We start from the raw sequence: 17092 nt of genomic DNA, 5'->3' as shown, positions 1-17092 counted from the left end.
CGCGCAACAAAGCCACCAGTCGGCCTCTATTGCCGCACTTCCCAGCGCGGATCTTGCCAGCGCCGACATCGGCCACAGATCGAAATCCCCATAGCCACCCACTATGGCCCGCGGGTTCCTGCATGAGAGGCTTTCGTACGCCTGCCGGCACCCGAAACCCTTCACCATGACGGACATCCGACTGAAGTTGTTATCGTCGTGCGCTACCACTTGACGGAGACGCATTTTCGTCGTCGGATGAAACATCCTTGCAGAACCGGCAAAGCAGCGTAGTCGCAGGCGGAGCGTATCTCCCGGCAGCCTGTCGTGATCCTCAACCGTTCGCTGGAGGTTTCCATGACGTTGATCCTGCTCGCCATCTCCCTGACCATCAGGGCCTGCGTGATCGCCTACAATCTCGCGATCTACTCTTTGCCCGTCATGGCAGCCATCACTGCCGCGCAATACGCCTGGGGCGCGGGAGCCGGAGTCCTGATGTCGGGCTTCGCCGCTGGCGCCGCCGCCCTGCTGTCGATCGCCCTCGTGATCGGGGTTCTCGGCTTAGCCAAAAACCCGGTCCTGCGCTTCATCGCACTTGTTCTCTTCGCGGTGCCCGCCGTCATCGCCGGCTATGCGCTTGTCTATGGCATCACGAAAAACGCCATCGACTCGACGATTGCGCTCAATCTGCTTGGCGGCATCGGCGGCCTTGTCATCGGCGTCTCGGCCATCATCAATCTGAACACGCTCGGCGAGTCGGTCTTCTCGCGCTGAAACGGGGATTGCGAACGTCCGCTTCCAAGGAGAAAACCCGGCGGCTAGCGCCGCCGGGCCCCGGGTTTCCGCACAGATGCCGGACAGGCATGTCATCGTCGCCCTTGCCACAACCGATCTCAGACCGCTCAGCCCGGCCTGGAAATCTGTCGTCGGCATGATCCCGCAACCGTAGCGGTCAACCCCTGCGGCGTCGGACGCTTCATTCCGGGAGTGCAGCCACGAACACCTTCATTGCCGCTTCTCGCGATGTCGCGGAACCGGGCCTTTCGCCGTCGAAACCGGGACAGTGCCCTGCCGTGCCCGGAAATCCGATAGCTGCGTCGTTCTCATCCCGGACGACATAGCCTTCCTACAGGCAGCCCGAGGAGTGGCCGGGAAGAAGAAGACGGGTGGGCCGGTGCTGTACCGAATGGTCCGGGTTCGGGAGCCTGTCTGTTTGCTGTTGCCCGCAAGGACGATGGTTCTGCGGCGCGTGCCCGTATTCGTGCTTTCAGAGGCACCAATCCCTCCGACTGACTGATCCCCTAAGTCCGTTCGGTTTCCACCAGCAACCCCCCGCGGCTCCCAGCCGTGTTGCCGCGCAAGCGCGGCTGCCCGCCCCACCTGGGGCCTTAGGGGCAAGCTGCCGAAAGACCGGCAGTTGCAGGAGTCTCCCGACGGCCTTGGCCGGGTCTCGTCGGAGGGATGGTCCCTCCGAGAAGCAACGGAGACTTGAAAATGCAGAACATCGTCATCCTCGCCGGCAACATTGGTCAGGCCCCCGAAACCCGCACCACCCAGGGCGGCACCGGTATCACCCAATTCACCCTGGCCACCTCGCGCCCCCGCTACTCGGAAGGCCGCGTCGTCCGCGACGAGAACGGCTATCGGGTCCAGGACACGGAATGGCACCGCATCACCTGCTTCAACGGCCTCGGCAAGACGGTCCAGCAGCATTGCGACAAGGGCATGAAGGTTCTGGTTCGCGGCCGCATCCACTACACGAAGTGGACCGATCAGCAGGGCGTTGACCGCTACGGTTGCGAGATCATCGCCGAGACGGTCGATTTTCTGAGCCGGGCCAAGCAGACCGAGAACGACGACGGCAAGTTCATCGACGACGATGACATCCCGTTCTAAGCGGGAAGCCCGGAACCCGGCGGCGCAAGCCACCGGGTTCCTAATGTTCGCTTACGACCGCACCCGCAGGCGACAGATCCCTTCCCCTCATCCCATCCCTCTTTCCCTTCCCTGTTCTGGTGACCTCGATTCTCAAGCTATGGGGCCAAGATCTGCTGGCGACCGAATCAGACTCCGCGCGATGGGGCGAAATCTCGCTGTAAAAGGCAGTTCCGCCTCGATTCCGGGTGGCGCTCACCCCAAGAACGACTAAAATAGTCGTAGTTCTGGAGTGCGTGCAGGTCTCGGTGGGAGGTGATCATGTATGATCACCGCCCGACAATCGCGGGCCGCGCGTGCGTTGCTGGGTTGGACACAGGAGACGCTCGCTGACAAGGCCCGAGTATCGCTGACCGCACTTAAACGCCTCGAATCCGAGAACCGGCTAGAGGTGTTTGAGTCCACGCGCGATGAAGTGCGCCGCGCACTCGAGGCCGCCGGGATCGTTCTCCTGTCGACGGACAAGGGCGAAGGAGTGTTGCTCCTGCATGACAGGATCGATGCCCAAAGGTAGCGTCGCGGCCTGGGCGTTGACCTGCTCTCGTTAAAAAGAATGGCTATCTCTCACCAGAGATGGTTAACAAACACGTTACCCGATCGTGAGCGAGTGATGGGACGCGCGACGCCGACATTTCTGGATGAACCACCGTCCAGCCAGACGCTGACGTCCTATGATCGCGAGCACATGAAGCTCTACATGCGGCTGCTCGATGCCGAGCGCGATGGCGCTGACTGGCGTGAGGCGGTGCGAATCCTCTTCGGCCTCGATCCCGCTCGGGACCCCGAGCGCTGTCGTTCCATCCATGACGCGCACCTTTCCCGCGCGCACTGGATGACGGAGTACGGCTATCGCGAACTGGTCCGCGAAAGCCAGCGGAAGGCGTGAGCGTGATGCGCCGCACGCATCGCCTGTTGACCTTCACCTGACTTCCCCGATTCAACCCGAGCGGGAATCGTAGATATCCCAACTTCCTGGGCTGAAACTTGGGAGACTGCGATGACCCCCGATGCATCGACCTGGCGTTCTTCGGAATATGACCATCTGGATAGGTTGACCGCATCCGATCTGGCCTGGGAATGGCTCCGCCGCAACGACGCCTATGACGCAGATTTTGAAGCTGTGGCCTCTGACCCTGGAGACCCCGAACCGCTGACCGATCGAATCCGGCAACGGTGGGGGTTGCGATTTCCCCGTCGATCCACTGATCTCGTCTCCTGATGCTCCCGTCTTCTGGCTCCCGCAGCAGGACACCAGCGTCGTCGTCCTGACGGAGGCCCCGCCGGAACTCGGCGCCAGCCCCGTTTCTGAGCCGGTCGAGCCATGGCGAGACGATACGCCAATTGGCGATGATGACGCAGCATTCCGCTTCGCCCTCAGGAACGGACAACGGCTCCAGATCATCGACTGCGCGATCGATGGGCCGGCGGTCGCCGTCATCCCCCTCGGTGTCGAAGGCTTTGACCGGATCGAAGCCGTCTACCGATTTCTCTCCGCCTTGCACGGCCGCGCCATCCCACCAGACACGCGCTTGACGCGTCAGCAGCGCGCCCGTCAACGCAGAATGCTCCGCGCCTTCGACGGTGAACGGGCTGGCGCGACGCAGCAGGAAATCGCCGAAGTCCTTTTCAACATCACGCATCTCGGCCGCGACGAATGGCAGGCTGCGTCCGCGCGTCATCGCATCAAGACGCTCCTGCGCGACGCCCGTGCCATGGTCGCTGGCGGCTATCGAACACTCCTGCGTCATCGCCGTCCACGTTAGCCCGATTCCGCGCGCCCGATGGTGGGCGATTTCGATACCTCCCAACTTCGCCCTGCAACTTGCCGGTCCTTCTTCGCCACCGTGGTCGTTGCCCGCCGCTGATCCGCAGCGGCCGTCCCAACACCACGGAGGCCCGACCCATGCCGCACGAACCCGTCGTCTTGCCGCCCCGCTTTCTGCGCACCAAGGAAGCCGCCGAGCTTCTCAGCCTCTCGGCGCGCACTCTCGAAAAGCACCGCACCTACGGAACCGGCCCGGCTTATCGCAAGCTCGGCGGCCGTGTCGTCTACGCCATCGACGATCTCGAAACCTGGGCTGATCGCGGCGCGGTGACATCCACCTCTGATCCGCGTGGCTCCGTCCTGCCTGCCAAGCGCCATGCGTCCCTTCCGTCCGGCCCGCGGGTCGGACGCTACGCTCGCTGATCGCGGTCGGTTCCCTTCATGGCGGTGAGACATCGATCTCCTTCCGAGCGCGGGCAACTCGACCTGTTCAGGGCGCTCCCCGGCGATTTCGCGCCACGAGACGCGCAGGATCTCATGGCCTATCCCTTTTTCTCCCTTTCCAAGACCCATCGCATTGCACCGATCGATTTCTCGGCCGGTGATATTGCGATCCGCGTCGAAGCCGTTCCCGATCACGGCATGGCGACGATCTGGGACGCCGACGTCCTGATCTGGGCGGCGAGCCAGATCGTCGAGGCTCGCGACGCCGGGCTTCGCACCTCGCGGCTCATGGTCGCCACACCTTACGAAATCCTCCGCTTCATCGGGCGCGGCACCTCGGCGCGTGATTATCGGCGCCTGAAGGCCGCACTCGACCGACTCCAGTCCACCACTGTCACCACCACGATACGCCAGCCGGCGGAAGGTCGGCGCCACCGCTTCTCCTGGATCAACGAATGGAAGGAGCGCACCGATCGCCACGGCAAGGCCAACGGCATCGAGATGATCGTGCCGGACTGGTTCTATCAGGCGGTCCTCGATGATGCGCTCGTGCTCACCATCGACCGCACCTATTTCGATCTGACCGGCGGGCTCGAACGCTGGCTCTACCGGATCGTCCGCAAACACGGTGGACGCCAGCGCAAAGGCTGGCGCTTCGATTTCCGTCACCTGCACCAGAAATCCGGCAGCCTTTCGCCGTTCAAGCGCTTTGCCTTCGAGCTGCGCGACATCATCCGGCGACAGCCGCTGCCCGGTTATGCGCTGTTCCTGGAGATCGAGATCGGCGGCCGCGCGCTGCTCGCCTTCGAGCCGATCCTGTCCTGTGGAAAACCTGTGCAAGGCGTCGTGCCATTCGGAACCCGCAAAGGCGTGCCATCGGGAACCCGGGTCGCGTGCTATGAGGAACCGAAACCGACCCTAACATCTGACAAAAAAACACGAAATCTCGCCCTTAACTTAGAGTCTAACGTAGACTCTAACCTTGAAGAGCGCGCGCGCGATGTGGAAAACCTCATCCGCGACGCCGCCAGGAGCCTCAGCACAGCCGCGAGGAAAAGGGGATCTGTTGCCCCTTCACTGTCCCGGTCGGTCCCCGATCGAGGCGACGCTGGCGCATCCGATGATCCCGATACGCCCCGCCTTCCTCCCGATCCATCGGGAGGACGCCGATGATCGTCGCGCTTCTCAACCAGAAAGGCGGTGTCGGCAAGACCACGCTGGCGTTGCACCTCGTCGGTGAGCTGGCGCAGGGCGGAAAGCGCGTCACCCTGGTCGACGCCGATCCGCAAGGATCGGCACTGGACTGGTCGCAGCAACGCGTGCGTGAGGGTCTGCCGCGCCTGTTCGGCGCCGTCGGCCTGGCACGCGATACGCTGCATCGTGAAGCCCCGGAGATCGCCCGCGATGTCGATCATGTCGTCATCGACGGACCGCCGCGTGTCGCCGGGCTCATGCGCTCTGCGCTACTTGCCGCCGACCTCGTGCTGATCCCGGTGCAGCCATCGCCATTCGATGGCTGGGCCTCGGCCGAGATGCTTTCCCTCCTCACGGAGGCCCGCATCTACCGGCCCCAGCTCGCCGCCCGTTTCGTCCTCAATCGTTGCGCCGCACGCACCGTCATCGCCCGCGAGACGGCCGAGACATTGGCCGATCACGATCCGCCGGTGCTCAACTCCACCATCGGCCAGCGCGTCGTCTTCGCCGATGCCGCGCAGACCGGGCGGCTCGCAAGCGAGATCGGCCGCCAATCTCCTGCCGCGCGTAAGGTCGCCACTCTCACCGATGAGATCGCGCGGCTGGGCATCGGGAGGGTCGACCCATGACCATCCTGACCGGCGACTGCCGCGAAGAAATGCCCTGGCACGCCCCCTTCGACATGATCCTCGCCGATCCGCCTTATGGCGATACGTCACTCACCTGGGACCGGCGCGTCGAGGGCTGGGTCACACTGGCGCGCACCGCCCTCCGACCGACCGGCTCGCTCTGGGTCTTCGGCTCGTTGCGCAGCTTCATGGCGACAGCCGACCGTTTCGCCGACGCCGGGTTTCGGATCGCCCAGGAGATCGTCTGGGAGAAGCAGAACGGCACCGGCTTTCATGCCGACCGCTTCAAGCGGGTGCATGAATTGGCCGTTCAGTTCTACCCGGCCGAGACGGCATGGCGGGACATCTACAACGACGTCCAGACCACGCCGGATGCGACAGCCCGTACCGTGCGGCGCAAGCAGCGTCCGCCCCATACCGGCCAGATCGACGCCGGCCACTATGTCAGCCACGACGGCGGGCCACGCCTCATGCGCTCGGTCATCTATCTGCGCAACTGCCATGGCCGCGCCATCCACCCGACCGAGAAGCCGTCGGCTCTGCTGGAAATCCTGATCCGCACGAGCTGCCCGGTAGGCGGTCTGGTCGGCGACTGGTTCGCCGGTTCAGGCGCGGCCGGGGAAGCCTGCCGGCTTTCCGGCCGGCGCTATCTCGGCTGCGAGATCGACCCTGACATGGCCGAGCGTGGGCGGGCGCGCATCGCCAGCGTGCTGCCGTTCCATGACGGAGTTTCGTCATGACGGCGCGCAACGGGAAGCGCGGCTTCGCCGCCCGTCCGGTCGATCCCGATAGCTGGATCAGGGCCGGTGACACGCCGCTGGAACGCAGCGGCGATGCCGCGGTCTATTCCGCCCGCCTGACGATCGACATCACGCCCGAGCTTCGCGGGCGAATCAAGATCGCAGCGATCAGACGCGGCGGCACCGTCACCGACATGCTGCGCGAACTGCTCGCGCGCGAATTTCCCGACACATCAGGAGACCGCTCATGATCGGCGCCGCAGCCCATGAAGACGATCTGACCCGCGTGGAACTGACGTGGGTGGAGAAGAAGGTCGAATACTGGATCAGGTTCGGCCACGAAGCCGGAACGCAGATTCTCGACCGCAACCGCCGCATCGTTTCCTTCCGTCCCGGCGCCGTCTTCGCATTCGTCCGCTGGGCGGCGAACGACTACGGCACCGTGATCTCGCGCATCGACATCCTGCGCGCCGTCGCGCCCGGCTGCGCCTATCAGACGCTGCCCTTCGTGCGTCCCGGCGGCGAAATCCTGCTGAAGGCGGAAAGCTGGCCGAAGGTCGAGGATGTCCTTCGTCATGTCGATGCGATCGAAGCCCTCGGCGTCGATCCCGCCGAGGCCGATCACGATCACTGGCGCCATGTCGCCCACTGGATGAACGCAGGCGAAACGCCGCATCCCTACACAACCGAGCGCCATCAGGCGTGGCTCCGGCGCCGGGAGATCGCACCATGAACCGCGCCGGCTATGTCATCGTGACGGCGGCTACTACGCTGGGGATCGCCATTGCCGGATTCGTTCCGACGGCGCCAAGGCTGGTCTGGAACGCATCGGCCAGCGTGCCGATCGGGTTCTACACCATCGCATCCACCGAGCGGATCGAGGTGCCCGATCTGGTCGCCGTCATGCCGCCCGAACCCTTCACCTCCTTCATGGTGGAGCGCGGCTACGTCGCACGCGACGTGCCGCTTCTGAAACGCGTCCTCGGCCTGCCCGGACAACGCGTGTGCCGCGATGGCCCCGCGATCACGGTCGATGCCGTTCCGCTTGGCGAGGCCCGCCTGCGCGACAGCCGGGGCCGAGCCCTGCCGATCTGGCAGGGCTGCCGCACCATCGCCGAGGGCGAGATTTTCCTAATGAACCTCGACGTCGGCGACAGCCTCGACGGCCGCTACTTCGGCCCGTTCCCCGCATCGGCGGTGATCGGCCGGGCCACCCCGCTTTTCACCGACGAGGACGGCGACGACCGCTTCGTCTGGCGCGCGCCGACGCGGTGACGGCGCGTCCACAGCGGAGCGTGCGAACGCCCCGCATCTGTTCCACCGCATAGGAAAGGAGCCTCCAATGGCACTGATCGGACAATTCACCCGCACCCCGTCCGGCTATTCCGGGCGTGTCCGCACACTCTCGCTGGACATCGAGCTGGCATTCGTTCCGACCGAGAACGCGGACGCCGAGAAGGCACCCGCCTATCGCATTCACCTCGGAGATGACGATGGGCCGGAAGTCGGCGCGGGCTGGAAACACTCCGGCGAACGCGCGGGCACCTTCATCTCTGTGCTGCTCGACGACCCCGTCTTCGAGCAGCCGATCCGCGCCCGCCTGTTCCAGTCGGACGAAGACGGCCGCGACTGGGGCCTGCACTGGATCCGTCAGAAAAAGCGCGACGAACAGGAATGATCATGATCATCTCCTGCACTTGTCCCGCCACCGAGAGATGCGGCGTTCGTCGCCGCATCATCCTTCTTCTTCTTTTCGGCCTCTTCAGCTCAGCCATCGCGACGTCGCCCGTTGTGGCGCAGACCGCCATCCTGGTTCGTGCCGTCGCCGCGCATTCGCACAACGCCTATATCGCCGAAGCATCGCAGCGCTTCGGCATTCCGGTGACATGGATCGTCGCGGTAATGCGGGCGGAAAGTGCGGGCGATGCGCGCGCCGTTTCCTCGGCGGGCGCAATGGGCTTGATGCAGGTCATGCCCGACACCTGGGCGGAACTGCGCAACCGCCACCGCCTCGGTAGCGACCCCTATGATCCGCGAGATAGCATCCTCGCAGGGACCGCGTATCTGCGTGAGATATGGGACCGCTACGGCAATGTGGCCGCCATGCTCGCCGCCTACAATGCCGGTCCCGGCCGCTACGACGAATACCGCGCGACGGCTCGTCCGCTACCGGCCGAAACGCGCGCCTATGTCGCTGCACTGACCCCGATCCTGCTCGGCGAGCGGCCTTCCGACGACGGCTCGGCGATCGCTCCCCCGCCCGACTGGCGCGAGGCGGCGATCTTCGTGGCGCGCGAAATTGGCGTTTCCGCTGCCGATCTCACGTCCCCCGACCGCGCGCCGGACGATACCCCCTCCCCCGTTCCGGCGACACCAGACGCAATCACCGCCTTGCAGCTGGAGGGCCTCTTCGTCGCCCGCAATGCCGGTGGGGACCGGCCATGAGCGGCTCCGCGCGGTTTCGCATCTTGTCGGGCGCTGGCGTGTCATGGAGGGCGCGAGGGGTGGCGGCAGGCACCACGACCGAAGGATGGCGAGATAAAAAGGCGCACGGTGCGCTTCGGTTGGGCGGTTGTTTTTGTTCAGGTTTCCGGCGCCTTCCGCACCGTGCGGCGCTGGCGCGCACCGTGCGCTGCGCGCCCATCTTTCTGATTTTACATGATGATTTGCACCGTGCAGGGCGACGCCATGTCCGATGAGCGCGAATTCCGCATTCGTCCGGGGCGCATCCGTTCGACCCGCGCGCAACAGGCCCGGCCCTTCATCGCCCAGGCGCTCGCCGCCGCCCAGAAGGCCGGCGGGCGCGTCTCACGCTCCGGCAAGATCACATCCGGCAGCCGCTCGCGTTTCGGGCGCGGTCAGCGCGCCAGCATCCAGGCCAATCGTCTCCTCACCGGACGCTCGCGCGTGGTCGTCATCAAGACCCGCGTGGTTCGCCACACGGCGCGCGCGGCTCCGCTCGGCGCGCACCTCGATTATCTGCGCCGCGATGGTGTGACCCGCGACGGGGAAAAGGCCCGGATGTTCGGCCCGGAAAGAGAAGACATAGACGTGCGTGCCTTTGCCGAGCGATGCCAGGACGACCGGCATCATTTTCGCTTCATCGTCTCACCCGAGGACGCGGTGGACATGGCCGATCTCAAGGATCACGCCCGCGAGCTGATGGGTCAGATGGAAAAGGATCTCGGCACGCGCCTCGATTGGGTCGCCGTCGATCACTGGAACACCGACAATCCCCATATCCACATCATCCTGCGCGGCCGCGCCGACGACGGCCATGACCTCGTGATCTCCCGCGACTACATCAAGGAGGGCATGCGCGCCCGCGCACAGGATCTCGTCACGCAGGAACTCGGCCCGCGCACCGATCTGGAGATCCACCGCAATCTCGAGCGGCAGGTCGAGGCGGAACGCTGGACACAACTCGACCGGCAGCTTGTGCGCGACGCCGGCAAGTCCGGCATCATCGACCTTGCCCCGCCCGCCGACCGCCAGCCGGACGAGTTCCATGCGCTGAAGGTGGGGCGGCTGCGCACCCTCGAAATCCGCGGGTTGGCCGGGCAGATCGGCCATTCGCAATGGTTCATCAAGCCGGAAGCCGAAACGGTCCTACGCGAGATGGGCGAGCGCGGCGACATCATCAAGCGGATGCACCGCGCCCTGACCGAACGCGGCATCGAGCGCGGTTCGGCCAGCTATGTCCTCGCCGGGGAAAGCCTCGACGTCCCCGTCATTGGCCGCCTGGTCGAGCGCGGCCTCGATGACGAGTTGAAGGGCACGGCCTATGCCGTGGTCGACGGTGTCGACGGCCGTACCCATCACATCAAGCTGCCGCATCTCGATGCCGCCGGTGACAGCCCGCCCGGCTCGATCGTCGAGCTGCGATCCTGGGAGGACCCGCAAGGGCAGCGCCGCGTCGCGCTCGCCGTGCGCGCCGATCTCGATCTTGCTGCGCAGGTCGGCGCCTCAGGCGCGACCTGGCTCGACCGGCAGGCCATTGCCCGCGATCCGATTGCGCTCTCGGATAGCGGCTTCGGCGCCGAGGTTCGTCAGGCCCTGGACGAGCGGGCCGAGCATCTGATCGGCGAGGGCTTTGCCGAGCGGCAGGGCGGACGTGTCGTCTTCGCGCGCCGGCTGCTCAGCACCTTGCGCCAACGCGAACTCGACAGTCTCGGCGAGAAGCTGGCGGCCGAGACCGGCATGTCCTTCGAGCGCGCCGCCAGCGGCGAATATGTTGCCGGCTCCTATCGCCAGCGTTTCGCGCTGGCCTCCGGCCGCTTCGCCATGATCGACGACGGCCTGGGCTTCCAGCTCGTGCCCTGGTCGCCCTCTCTCGAAAAACAGATCGGCCGCCACGTCTCCGGTGTCGCCCGCGACGATGGCGGCGTCGATTGGGACTTCGGGCGCAAGCGCGGCCTCGGTCTCTAGCCTCGATCGGAAAGGAACTACGCCATGTCCGCGACCAAAATCCTCTGGGGACAGATCGCCGTCGTCTTCCTCATCATCCTCGCCACCACCTGGGGCGCGACGCAGTATGTCGCCTGGAGCCTCGGCTATCAGGCGCAGCTCGGGCCGCCCTGGTTCGTATTGTTCGGCACCCCGATCTATTATCCGCCCGCGATCTTCTGGTGGTGGTACTTTTACGAAGCCTACGCGCCGCCGATCTTCGCCAAGGGTGGGATCATCGCGGCCTCGGGCGGTTTCATCGCCATCGCGGTCGCCATCGGCATGTCGGTCTGGCGGGGGCGTGAGGCCAAGAACGTCGCCACCTATGGCTCGGCGCGATGGGCCGGGAAAGCAGAGATCAAGGCGGCGGGCCTGCTCGATCCCGATGGTGTTGTCCTCGGCAGATATGATCGCGACTATTTGCGGCACGATGGCCCGGAGCATGTGCTGTGCTTTGCCCCGACACGATCCGGCAAGGGCGTCGGCCTGGTCGTCCCCTCGCTTCTCACCTGGCCGGGCTCGGCCATCGTCCACGACATCAAGGGGGAGAACTGGCAACTCACCTCGGGGTTCCGATCACGTCATGGCCGGGTGCTGCTCTTCGACCCGACCAACCCCAAATCCTCGGCCTACAATCCGCTGCTCGAGGTTCGCCGCGGCGAGTGGGAAGTGCGCGACGTCCAGAACATCGCCGACATCCTCGTCGACCCGGAAGGCAGTCTCGACAAGCGCAACCATTGGGAAAAGACCTCCCATTCGCTCCTCGTCGGCGCCATCCTCCATGTGCTTTACGCCGAACCCGACAAGACCCTGGCGGGTGTCGCCAAATTCCTGTCCGATCCTAAGCGGCCGGTGGATTCCACGTTGCGCGCCATGATGAAGACCCCGCATCTGGGCGAAGCGGGGCCGCATCCAGTCGTCGCCAGCGCCGCGCGCGAGCTGCGCAACAAGTCCGAGAACGAACGCAGCGGCGTGTTGTCGACGGCGATGTCCTTCCTCGGCCTCTATCGCGATCCGGTCGTGGCCGAGGTCACACGGCGCTCCGACTGGCGGATTAGCGATATTGTGGGCGGCGATCAGCCGACCACACTTTACCTCGTCGTGCCGCCCTCCGACATCAACCGCACCAAGCCGCTGATGCGATTGCTGCTCAATCAGATCGGTCGCCGTCTGACCGAGGATCTGCAAGCGAATGCCAGCCGGCATCGGCTGCTCTTGATGCTCGACGAGTTTCCCGCGCTTGGGCGACTCGATTTCTTCGAGACCGCGCTGGCCTTCATGGCCGGCTACGGCCTGAAATCCTTCCTGATCGCGCAGTCGCTGAACCAGATCGAGAAAGCCTATGGTCCGAACAACTCGATCCTCGACAATTGCCATGTCCGGGTCAGCTTCGCCACCAACGACGAGCGCACCGCGAAACGGGTGTCGGACGCGCTCGGCACCGCCACCGAGATGAAGGCGATGAAAAACTACGCCGGCCACCGGCTGTCCCCCTGGCTCGGGCATCTCATGGTCTCGCGCTCGGAAACCGCGCGCCAGTTGCTGACGCCGGGCGAAATCATGCAACTCCCCCCACATGAGGAAATCGTCATGGTGGCGGGCATTCCCCCGATCCGGGCGACGAAGGCGCGCTATTACGAGGATGCCCGGTTTCGGGAGCGTGTTCTGTCACCGCCTGAATTGAAAGGCCCCGAAGGAACGCGGCCCGACGACTGGACCACGCTTCCGATCCCCGCGCGACCGGAAGGCGCCACGGATCACGATGGCCAGAGGACCGATGGTGAAGATCCGACCGAATCCGAGCGCCGGTTGCAGCCTGAACTCAGTCGCGTGAAGCCCGTGGAGAAGAAGAAGCCGATCGAGAACGAGTTCGAGATCGCGCTGCCTGATGAAGTTGAGGAAGAAGCCACGCAAAATCGGCGCATGATCCGCCAGGTGCAGGGCATTGCCCGGCAGGTTGCCATGGACCCGAACGACGGCATGGAGCTGTAGCGCCATGGCCAATCGCGGGAAGAAGAAAAAACTCACCGTCTATCTGGACCCCGATGTCGAAAAAGCCCTGACCGAATTTGCCGCGCGGCGGGCTCAGTCGCAGTCGATGATCGGCGAGGCAGCCATCGCCTCATTCCTGTCTCCCGATGATGCCGAACGTCGAGAGGCCATCGTTGCTAAACGACTCGATCAAATCGACCGCCGCATCACCCGGATGGAGCGTGACGTCGGTATCGCTGTCGAAAGCCTGGCGGTATTCATCCGCTTCTGGATCAATACGACACCGGCATTGCCCGAGCCCGCAGCACAGGCGGCACGGGCCAAAGCCAACGAGCGTTATGAAGCGTTCATCACAGCACTCGGCCGGCGTCTCGCCCAGGGACCGAAGCTTCGGCAGGAGGTTTCCGAAGACGTGGTCCAATCGGATGGATGACACGCGGATCGTTCCGCATAAGTCATGCGATAGCTTCCAACAACCATGCAGTCAGGAACATGCCGCAGCCGAAGATGGAGTGGCCCAGTACGCTCTTTAGCCGCGCAACATTCGGCTTTGGGGTCCGCGAGGCCGCGATCCCTATACCCATACCGGGCATCATCACGAAGTAGGGCAGGACGAGCAGCCCCAGGACGAGGATCATGGGCGGCACAATCCGGGGGGATTCCAGCCAGCCGGTGCCCCAGATCGCGACTAGCAGCAGTCCGTATCCGGCGCCGATGAGATAGTGGAATACCCATCCGAGCGCATGTTCGCCCGGCACCGGCATCGCCCGTTTCAGGTCGCGCTGGACGAACTGGCCTTTGGGCATGTGGCCCAGCCAGCGGCCGACCATCCGCCAGTCGGTCGCCGGCACGCCGAAGAAACGCTCCATCAGAAAAGAAATCAGATCCAGAATCGCCGTACCACCAATGCCGACGAGCACTGCTGCGACTATGATATCTATTGCCTCGGTCATTATCTATCCTTTTGCATAGCAAGCGGCGCTCCAATGGAGCGAAATCGCACCGCTATTGAAAATGTGCCGTGTGCCTCTGTTAGATTGCGGCACGACTTGAGCCCTACGTGGGTTCCATCTGGAGCGAGTCGGGCGTGCGGGTCGTTGTCATAGAGAAGCGAGCAACCCGCTGGGGACAGGATGCGCGTATGCGCGCGTCAGTCCGACTTGGCGAAGAATCGGACAAGCAGAACGACGAAGGTCACGATGCCCCCGAAGAACAGGATGCCTGTAACCGGGCCGAGCGCCATCATCCAGCCCATCTCGCTCCACATGGTGGTCATGGGATGGGTTCCGGCCTGCACAGCTTCGAACATGTGCGCATGACGCGGGGCGTTGGCCCGCATCAGGAACATCAGCGCGATGCTGGAGATGAGGGCGATGGCAGCGCCGGTCGCCGTCTTTGCAGTCTTGGTCATGATTTTCTCCTGGTTGGCAGCGGCGATCTCCGCTGAACGCGGACATTTGCCAGGGAGAATGTCACCCAAGTTTTTCGGTAAAGGCGATAATTGTGACAGGATGTGTCAAGCACGGTGCCTGCCAAAGTCGGTTACAACTTTTCCCGGCAATCCGATCACTTCTCGACTAGAAACAACGTCATGCGAGATGGCCCTCACATATTGATCGTCGACGATCATCGCGAAATCCGCGACCTGGTCTCACGTGCCCTCGCCAGGGAGGGTTTTCGCGTCAGCGTAGCCGCCGATGGCCGGGAAATGCGCAGGGTCATGGCCGACGCGCGCATCGACCTCATCATCCTCGATCTGATGTTGCCCGGCGAGGACGGGTTTTCGCTCTGCCGGGCCCTGCGCGCGGAATCGGATGTCCCGATCATCATGCTGACCGCCAAGGGAGACGAGATCGACCGCGTCGTCGGTCTCGAACTCGGCGCTGACGACTATGTCGCCAAGCCCTTCGGCAGCCGTGAGCTGATCGCCCGGATCAGGGCGGTTCTGCGCCGGACCCGCAACGACGGTGCCACTGAGCGCACCAACCGCGCGGAAGGCTATCGCTTCGACCGTTGGCGGCTCGATACCGGCGCACGGGAACTGTTACGCGAGGATGGGGTCACGGTTCCCCTGAGCACTGGGGAGTATGATCTGCTGCTGGCGCTGGTCCAACGCCCCAGCGAGTGCTGAGCCGCGACCAACTCCTGGACCTGGCCCGAGGCCGCGCAGCCAATGCCTTCGATCGCAGCATAGACACCCAGGTCAGCCGCCTGCGTAAGAAGCTGGAACTCAACCCCAACGAGCCATCGATCATCAAGACTGTGTGGGGCGGCGGCTATCTGTTCGCCCCCGAGGTGAGCAACGAATGAGGCGCTTCATTCCCCGCAGCCTGTTCGGCCAGACTCTGTCCGTCCTGCTGGCCGGGCTCATCGCCTCCCATTTGGTCGGCTCGTGGATATACAGTATGGACCGCAGCCAGATCGTGCGCGCGGTCGGCGGGGCGGTGATCGCCCAGCGCATCACCAACCTGAGCCGCCTCGTGCAGGATGCTTCCGACGATTGGCGCGCGCGCATCGTGGCGGCCTTGAGCGATGAGACATTCAAGGTCGCATTGGCCGCCGAGCCGCCACGGACCTCGGTAACCGATGCCGATGCACCGGCTGCAGATGCATTGCGGCAGCTTCTTACCGAGCAATTGTCCACCGGTGGAAGCGGCGCGCCGTTGGTGTCGGTTTCACAGCCGCGCGGTATCATGGTCGGTCTGGCCCAGCGTATGATGGATCAGCACCCGATGATGCAAGGATTTGGCGGAATGGGTCCTCTCGCCGGGTTTCGCGAGATGCAGGTTGCCGTTCCGCTGCAGGATGGACAATGGCTCGTCTACTCCACCGTCCTGCCGGACAGCGGCGGCGCCTTCTCGCTGCGCTTCCTCATCTCGATGGGGGTCATGGTGTTCATCACCCTTTTGGTGGCGATCTGGGTGGTGCGCCGAGTAACAACTCCGCTGACAGCCCTTGGGCAGGCCGCTCAAAGGCTCGGCGAGGACCTAAACGCACCGCCGATGCCGGAGACCGGAACGGTCGAGACGCGGCAGGCCGCGCATGCCTTTAATGCCATGCAGTCGCGTTTGCGGCGCATGATCGAGGATCGCTCGCAGATGCTGGCCGCCATCTCTCACGACTTCCGCACGCCGCTGACGCTCCTGCGACTGCGGGCGGAAAACGTCGATGATCCGATCGAACGCGAGAGGATGCTTTCAACCATCGCCGATCTCGACGCGATGGTGGCGGCGACGCTCGCCTTCGCCAGCGACGGCGAGAGCCGGGCCCCCCACCGGCGGACCGATCTCACCGCTCTCATCGCCAGCATCGTCGACGACATGGCCGATGGCGGCCTTCCGGTGCGCATGGATGAGGCGCAGCCGATTGTCCTCGAATGCGACCCGGCAAGCCTGAAGCGTGCTCTGACGAATTTGATCGACAACGCGGTCAACTATGGCGGTAGCGCGGTGGTCGCGATCAGCAACTCCGCGCGCGGTATCGAGATTGCGATCGACGATTGCGGGCCGGGCATTCCCGAGGCCGAACTCAGTCATGTGTTCGAGCCGCTCTATCGGCTGGAAAGTTCCCGCAGCCGGGAAACGGGTGGAATGGGATTGGGGCTTGCAATCGCCCAGTCGATCGTCCGGGCTCATGATGGCCAGCTTACGCTTGTCAATCGGTCTGAAGGTGGGCTGTGTGCTCTGATCGTTCTACCCGCAAGCCGGTTCTGACGGACTCCGGTCGGGTCCGGGCACGCAACGGGCACCGATCGCTCAGCGGATCGAGCCGCCAGGCCTCGGTAATAAAGTCACATCATCTATCAGTCAGGTTTCAGCTCAACCCGACGCCGCTGATCTCGCTGGTAGCCCAATTCTTGTGATCAGAGCGAAAGGCCGCTTCGTCCCACAAAGTTTATCGAATCAGGTGGGTGGCGGCAGAATTCCCGGGTTCGCCACGTCGGTGATTGCGACGAGTTCAGCCTCCGC

The 17092-nt window shown here is 64.2% G+C and carries 21 protein-coding genes and 1 pseudogene; 20 read left to right on the top strand and 2 right to left on the bottom strand.

The window, feature by feature from the left end; all coding sequences use genetic code 11:
- Positions 1-336: 336 nt before the first annotated feature.
- The 18 genes from IOD40_RS07755 to IOD40_RS07670 all read left to right on the top strand — a co-directional run bounded on the left by IOD40_RS07755 (position 337) and on the right by IOD40_RS07670 (position 13557).
- Positions 337-753, top strand: coding sequence for a hypothetical protein (locus tag IOD40_RS07755; RefSeq protein ID WP_198475950.1), 417 nt, complete (start codon positions 337-339; stop codon positions 751-753).
- 720 nt (positions 754-1473) lie between these two features.
- A complete protein-coding gene (locus IOD40_RS07750) occupies positions 1474-1875 on the top strand; it encodes a single-stranded DNA-binding protein (RefSeq protein ID WP_198475949.1) in 402 nt (133 codons plus the stop codon).
- A gap of 304 nt (positions 1876-2179) precedes the next feature.
- The gene (locus IOD40_RS07745) at positions 2180-2428 is read left to right on the top strand and encodes a helix-turn-helix domain-containing protein (protein ID WP_198475948.1); all 249 of its coding nucleotides are present in this window, start codon (positions 2180-2182) and stop codon (positions 2426-2428) included.
- 96 nt (positions 2429-2524) lie between these two features.
- Positions 2525-2800, top strand: a complete 276-nt coding sequence (locus tag IOD40_RS07740; protein ID WP_198475947.1) for a DNA -binding domain-containing protein — start codon at positions 2525-2527, stop codon at positions 2798-2800.
- A 111-nt stretch (positions 2801-2911) separates the two neighbouring features.
- The gene (locus IOD40_RS07735) at positions 2912-3133 is read left to right on the top strand and encodes a transcriptional regulator domain-containing protein (RefSeq protein WP_198475946.1); all 222 of its coding nucleotides are present in this window, start codon (positions 2912-2914) and stop codon (positions 3131-3133) included.
- Positions 3072-3677 carry a DUF2285 domain-containing protein gene (locus IOD40_RS07730; RefSeq protein ID WP_325099682.1) on the top strand — a complete coding sequence of 202 codons (606 nt, stop codon included), beginning with the start codon at positions 3072-3074 and terminating at the stop codon, positions 3675-3677. Before IOD40_RS07735 ends, IOD40_RS07730 begins: the two co-directional genes overlap by 62 nt.
- A 140-nt stretch (positions 3678-3817) precedes the next feature.
- Complete coding sequence (locus tag IOD40_RS07725) at positions 3818-4102, top strand: helix-turn-helix transcriptional regulator (protein WP_198475945.1); 285 nt, start codon at positions 3818-3820, stop codon at positions 4100-4102.
- An 18-nt stretch (positions 4103-4120) separates the two neighbouring features.
- Positions 4121-5296: a replication initiator protein A gene (locus IOD40_RS07720; protein ID WP_198475944.1), complete on the top strand. Its 1176-nt coding sequence runs from the start codon at positions 4121-4123 to the stop codon at positions 5294-5296.
- A complete protein-coding gene (gene parA / locus IOD40_RS07715) occupies positions 5293-5946 on the top strand; it encodes a ParA family partition ATPase (protein WP_198475943.1) in 654 nt (217 codons plus the stop codon). Before IOD40_RS07720 ends, parA begins: the two co-directional genes overlap by 4 nt.
- Positions 5943-6686 carry a DNA-methyltransferase gene (locus tag IOD40_RS07710; RefSeq protein WP_198475942.1) on the top strand — a complete coding sequence of 248 codons (744 nt, stop codon included), beginning with the start codon at positions 5943-5945 and terminating at the stop codon, positions 6684-6686. Before parA ends, IOD40_RS07710 begins: the two co-directional genes overlap by 4 nt.
- Entirely contained in the window at positions 6683-6937 is a 255-nt protein-coding gene (locus tag IOD40_RS07705; RefSeq protein ID WP_198475941.1) for a hypothetical protein, read from the top strand. The genes IOD40_RS07710 and IOD40_RS07705 overlap by 4 nt, the downstream gene beginning before the upstream one ends.
- Positions 6934-7419 (top strand): DUF2840 domain-containing protein, encoded by a 486-nt coding sequence (locus IOD40_RS07700; RefSeq protein WP_198475940.1) that lies wholly within the window; start codon positions 6934-6936, stop codon positions 7417-7419. Before IOD40_RS07705 ends, IOD40_RS07700 begins: the two co-directional genes overlap by 4 nt.
- A complete protein-coding gene (locus IOD40_RS07695; RefSeq protein ID WP_198475939.1) occupies positions 7416-7961 on the top strand; it encodes a S26 family signal peptidase in 546 nt (181 codons plus the stop codon). The genes IOD40_RS07700 and IOD40_RS07695 overlap by 4 nt, the downstream gene beginning before the upstream one ends.
- Positions 7962-8028: 67 nt before the next feature.
- Positions 8029-8364 (top strand): DUF736 domain-containing protein, encoded by a 336-nt coding sequence (locus IOD40_RS07690; RefSeq protein WP_198475938.1) that lies wholly within the window; start codon positions 8029-8031, stop codon positions 8362-8364.
- Positions 8361-9131: a lytic transglycosylase domain-containing protein gene (locus tag IOD40_RS07685; protein ID WP_456061951.1), complete on the top strand. Its 771-nt coding sequence runs from the start codon at positions 8361-8363 to the stop codon at positions 9129-9131. Before IOD40_RS07690 ends, IOD40_RS07685 begins: the two co-directional genes overlap by 4 nt.
- Positions 9132-9374: 243 nt before the next feature.
- Complete coding sequence (locus IOD40_RS07680; RefSeq protein WP_198475969.1) at positions 9375-11114, top strand: relaxase/mobilization nuclease domain-containing protein; 1740 nt, start codon at positions 9375-9377, stop codon at positions 11112-11114.
- A gap of 24 nt (positions 11115-11138) precedes the next feature.
- Positions 11139-13124 carry a conjugal transfer protein TraG gene (locus IOD40_RS07675; RefSeq protein ID WP_198475937.1) on the top strand — a complete coding sequence of 662 codons (1986 nt, stop codon included), beginning with the start codon at positions 11139-11141 and terminating at the stop codon, positions 13122-13124.
- Between the two features lie 4 nt (positions 13125-13128).
- A complete protein-coding gene (locus IOD40_RS07670; RefSeq protein ID WP_198475936.1) occupies positions 13129-13557 on the top strand; it encodes a ribbon-helix-helix domain-containing protein in 429 nt (142 codons plus the stop codon).
- A 22-nt stretch (positions 13558-13579) separates the two neighbouring features.
- Here IOD40_RS07670 and IOD40_RS07665 read toward each other — a convergent pair whose 3' ends face one another.
- The gene (locus IOD40_RS07665) at positions 13580-14077 is read right to left on the bottom strand and encodes a DUF2938 domain-containing protein (RefSeq protein WP_198475935.1); all 498 of its coding nucleotides are present in this window, start codon (positions 14075-14077) and stop codon (positions 13580-13582) included.
- Between the two features lie 197 nt (positions 14078-14274).
- Positions 14275-14535 (bottom strand): hypothetical protein, encoded by a 261-nt coding sequence (locus tag IOD40_RS07660; RefSeq protein ID WP_198475934.1) that lies wholly within the window; start codon positions 14533-14535, stop codon positions 14275-14277.
- Positions 14536-14715: 180 nt separating this feature from the next.
- Between IOD40_RS07660 and IOD40_RS07655 the strand changes: the two are divergent.
- Positions 14716-15434, top strand: a pseudogene (locus IOD40_RS07655) (response regulator).
- Positions 15431-16837, top strand: a complete 1407-nt coding sequence (locus IOD40_RS07650) for a sensor histidine kinase (RefSeq protein WP_198475933.1) — start codon at positions 15431-15433, stop codon at positions 16835-16837. Before IOD40_RS07655 ends, IOD40_RS07650 begins: the two are co-directional and overlap by 4 nt.
- The last annotated feature ends 255 nt before the right edge of the window (positions 16838-17092 follow it).

Source organism: Aquamicrobium zhengzhouense (genome assembly GCF_016124105.1).
GTDB lineage: Bacteria > Pseudomonadota > Alphaproteobacteria > Rhizobiales > Rhizobiaceae > Aerobium > Aerobium zhengzhouense.
The sequence above is the reverse complement of the archived record's forward strand: the minus strand, read 5'-3'. Positions and strand labels throughout refer to the sequence as shown.